At 63.0% G+C, this 2,209-nt stretch carries 2 protein-coding genes; both read right to left on the bottom strand.

The features are described from left to right. A partial coding sequence (locus VBE63_RS27765) for a transporter substrate-binding domain-containing protein (protein ID WP_323686223.1) occupies window positions 1-781 on the bottom strand: 781 nt, incomplete at its 3' end. Beyond that, window positions 778-2,052 carry a dicarboxylate/amino acid:cation symporter gene (locus VBE63_RS27770; protein WP_323686224.1) on the bottom strand — a complete coding sequence of 425 codons (1,275 nt, stop codon included), beginning with the start codon at window positions 2,050-2,052 and terminating at the stop codon, window positions 778-780. The genes VBE63_RS27770 and VBE63_RS27765, both read right to left, overlap by 4 nt. Window positions 2,053-2,209 lie beyond the last annotated feature (157 nt).

Here is a 2,209-nt window from a genome sequence, read left to right on the forward strand (position 1 = left end):
TCCAGCGCAGCAGATTGGGCGCGTCGGGACGAATAGCGATGCGGATGTCGCTGGATTGGCGGATGTCCGGGTCCAGGGCGACGTAGATCGCCGTCGCCGGGTTGCGGCGCAGGTAGTAATCGATCTGCAGACCGCCGTGCAGTGCGGCGAATGTCTCACCGCTCCTCACCGCCGCCATCATCTCATCGAGGCTGTCGAATCGACGCAGTCGGGAGCGCGGAAAATCCCGTTCGAGGTTGGTGGCGTAGACACTCCCTTCGACAACGCCGACCTGGAGTTCGGTGGCCACGGGGAGATCGCTGATGGCCCGCAGCTCCTCGATCCGGTAATCGCGCTTGAGCTCGGCAAACTCGGCGCGGTTATAGACCAATCGGCCGCTCTGCCGGATGTAAGGGTCCGAGAAGAACACGTAGCGCGCGCGCTCCATGCCGACCGAGAGGTAGGAGACTGCGATATCGGCCTCCTTGCGCGCGACCACACCAATCACCCCATCATAGGTGTCAGCGGTGCGCACGAAGGCGACCTCAACGCCGAGTTTCTTGGCCAGATCACGCGCCAGATCGGGCTCGGAGCCCGCCGGTGATCCGTCGGCGTCGGTCATGATCATCGGCGCGGCATCGCCAGCACGGACGGCGACACGGATGGTCCCGGCATCGAGGATGCGTTGGATGTCGGGAAAGACAGCGGGCTCGTCGGCCGCGACCTGACCCATCGGCAAGGTCAGGCTGAGCGCAAGCGCCAGCAGTAGGATCGAAAGCAGGTTCCCTAGGCGCGGGATCATGTCGCCTCCACTGTGCTTGTCGTGCTCTGGAGCGCCGGCTCTGCTGGCTTCTCCTGCCCGCGCCGAGCAGTCATCACGGTCAGGGTGGCATTGGCCTGCAGGGTGAGCACCGTGCGCAGGGGGCCGATGATGTTGTCGGTGGTGGCCAGCACCACCAGTGCGAGCGAGGTCGGTATGCCGACGGCACCAAGGATCGGGGCGACGGTCGGGATCAGCACCGCACCACCCCCAACCGCGGTGGCACCAGCGATGATCGAGCCGATGGCGATGACGGCATAGTCCTGAATGCCAAGATCGATCACATAGATCTGAGCCAGAAACAGGGTCAAGAAGGAGAGCAGGAAGACCGCACCGTGCTGATTAGCGAAGATCCCGAATGGGATCACCAGGTCTGGAACCCGGCGGTCGATGCCATAGTCCTTCTCCAGGGTGTCCAAGGTCGCGGGCAGTGCAACCACTGGATTGTTGGTCATGAAGGCGAGCACGTTCGGATTGCTCAGCTTGGAGAGGGTTGCCACGAGCGGGCCGCGCACGGCGAGCCAGAACAACAGCATGTAGACGACCATCAGCAGCAGGCCGCCGACATAGAAGGTGATCACAAACTTGGTCAGCGCCAGCAGCACCTTGGCGTCGATCTGCGCCACGACCCCCGAGATGAACAATAGCAAGCCCGGCGCGAGCACCAGGATCGCCCAGCGAAAGAGCTGCATGAAGGCGTCATAGACCGCCTGCGAGACCTTCAGCGCGGGCTCGGCGGCCTCGCGGCGGATGACCCCAAGGGCCAGACCGATGCAGACGCTGAGGAAGACGATGCTCATCACATCATTGGCGCTGAGGGCCTCGAACGGATTGGTCGGGATGATCTGGGCCAGAAAGCTCAGGATGCCGCCGTCCGATTTGCCGGCGGCCGGAGATTCGATGATCAAGGCGCCGATGCTCTGTTCAGCCTCCGGCCCGAGACCGATGCCCGGCGCCAGGATCAAGGCAGTAGCGATGCCAACAACACAGGGCAAGATCAGGCCGACCAGGTAGAGGCCGGCCATCGGCTTGAACAGGGGTCGCGTGTTGTCGTCTCGCAGCAGGCCGGCGATGCCGACGATGATCGCCGTGATCAGGATCGGCAGCAGACACATCGACAGGAAGGCGATGTAGATGCTGCCGACCGGGTAGAGCGCTTCGCCGATGGAGGGCGCGAAGAGCCCGATCAGAAAGCCACCGGCAACGGCCAGGATGACCATCTTCGGATCGGTCAGGATGCGTTGAATGTTCATCGGTATTGGGGAGGATTGATCGCAGTGTTCGGCCGACGACGGCGCCACTCATCTTCATGGTACGGTCTGTGATGAGCAAATCCAGTCGTGCGGCGCTCAAAATGGGCACCCGATGGATGACTCACCCATTCTGGGCACTCTGAGCCTTGTCGCGAGC

The sequence above is a fragment of the Lamprobacter sp. genome (genome assembly GCF_034860625.1).
In the GTDB taxonomy this organism is placed as follows: Bacteria; Pseudomonadota; Gammaproteobacteria; order Chromatiales; family Chromatiaceae; genus Lamprobacter.

What these genes read in the sequence shown, in the direction of transcription:
- VBE63_RS27770 (WP_323686224.1), bottom strand. Translation starts at nt 2,052, where the DNA reads ATGAACATTCAACGCATCCTGACCGATCCGAAGATGGTCATCCTGGCC.